At 57.0% G+C, this 1,959-nt stretch carries 2 protein-coding genes; both read left to right on the forward strand.

Annotation, left to right across the window (positions count from 1 at the left end):
* Positions 1-9: 9 nt before the first annotated feature.
* Positions 10-1,473 (forward strand): anion permease, encoded by a 1,464-nt coding sequence (locus tag FDW94_RS19200; RefSeq protein ID WP_137378095.1) that lies wholly within the window; start codon positions 10-12, stop codon positions 1,471-1,473.
* A gap of 123 nt (positions 1,474-1,596) precedes the next feature.
* Positions 1,597-1,959, forward strand: a 363-nt coding sequence (locus FDW94_RS24540) for an urease accessory protein UreD (protein WP_249358647.1), incomplete at its 3' end; no start/stop codon positions are given.

Here is a 1,959-nt window from a genome sequence, read left to right on the forward strand (position 1 = left end):
GATACAACAATGGCACCTTTAGCTGGTTGGTGGCGATACCTGGCTCCGCTGGTGGTCATCGCCATTATTGCTGTTCTACCCGCCCCCACCGGTCTTGAGAGCCACACCTGGCTCTATTTTGCCGTCTTTACCGGTGTGATTGTCGGGCTTATTCTGGAACCTGTACCGGGCGCGGTAGTGGCGATGATTGGCATTTCGATCATCGCCGTCCTTTCTCCGTGGCTGCTGTTCAGCCCGGAGCAACTCGCGCAGGACGGTTTTAAATTTACCGCCAAATCGCTGTCGTGGGCGGTATCTGGCTTTTCAAACTCGGTCATCTGGCTGATCTTCGCGGCCTTTATGTTTGGCACGGGCTATGAGAAAACCGGACTCGGTCGGCGAATCGCGCTGATGCTGGTGAAAAAGATGGGGCATAGGACGCTGTTTCTCGGCTATGCGGTGATGTTCTCCGAACTTATCCTCGCTCCCGTCACACCTTCCAACTCCGCCCGTGGGGCCGGAATAATCTACCCGATTATCCGCAACCTGCCGCCGCTGTATAACTCACAGCCCAATAGCGCCAGTTCACGCTCCATTGGCTCATACATCATGTGGATGGGCATTGTCGCCGACTGCGTCACCAGCGCTATTTTCTTAACGGCGATGGCGCCGAACCTGCTGTTGATCGGTCTGATGAAAGGCGCGTCCCACACCGCGCTGAGCTGGGGTGACTGGTTCTTAGGCATGCTGCCGCTGAGCATTTTACTGGTGCTGATCGTGCCGTGGCTGGCGTACGTGTTATATCCACCGGTGCTGAAATCCGGCGATCAGGTTCCACGCTGGGCGGATACCGAACTAAAAGCGATGGGACCGCTCTGCGCTCGCGAGAAAAAGATGCTGGTGCTGATGGTCGGCGCGCTGGTGCTGTGGATCTTCGGCGGCGATTATATTGACGCCGCGATGGTCGGATACAGCGTGGTGGCGTTGATGCTGGTACTGCGCATCATTAGCTGGGATGACATCGTCAGCAATAAAGCCGCATGGAACGTCTTTTTCTGGCTGGCCTCGCTGATCACGCTGGCCACTGGGCTCAATAACACCGGTTTTATTACCTGGTTCGGCAAGCTGCTGGCAAACGGGCTGAGTGGCTATTCGCCGATGATGGTGATGGTAGCGCTGATCGTGGTGTTCTATCTGCTGCGTTACTTCTTTGCCAGTGCCACAGCCTATACCTCCGCCCTCGCACCGATGATGATTGCCGCCGCGCTGGCAATGCCGGAAATCCCGCTACCGATCTTCTGCCTGATGGTCGGCGCCGCCATTGGTCTGGGCAGCATTCTGACCCCGTACGCCACCGGCCCTAGCCCTATCTACTACGGCAGCGGCTATTTACCAACAGTGGATTACTGGCGACTCGGTGCTATTTTTGGCCTGATTTTCCTCGTGCTGCTGGTGATTACCGGTCTGGTCTGGATGCCCCTCGTTTTACTGTAAAACCCTGGTGGGGCGACGTATTGTCGCCCCTTTATCCATAAGCTTCTCATATGATCGATTTCCCGATGCGCTGAGGCATACTTTTTTGTATGCAAACACCCTCATGCTGATAAGGGAAACGCTCTGGACACGGTTGCGCACGAGACACTCACACGGGGCTGGCAGGCCGAACTGGATCTGCATTTTACCCGCACCGGGCACAAAACGGTGCTCGCCTCGGCGCGTCATCATGGTCCATTGACAGTTCAGCGCCCGTTTTACCCGGAAGAGGACGTCTGCCATCTCTATTTGCTTCATCCCCCGGCGGGGATCGTCGGCGGGGATGAGCTCCATATCGCCGTAACGCTCGACGAAAACAGCCACGCGTTAATCACCCAGCCTGGCGCGGGAAAGTTTTACCGCAGCCGTGGACCGCAGGCATTGCTGCGCCAGCATTTTACCCTCGCACCCCACGCGACGCTGGAGTGGCTGCCGCAGGATACGATC

It is taken from the genome of Citrobacter sp. wls757 (genome assembly GCF_005280935.1).
Classification (GTDB): Bacteria; Pseudomonadota; Gammaproteobacteria; order Enterobacterales; family Enterobacteriaceae; genus Citrobacter; species Citrobacter portucalensis.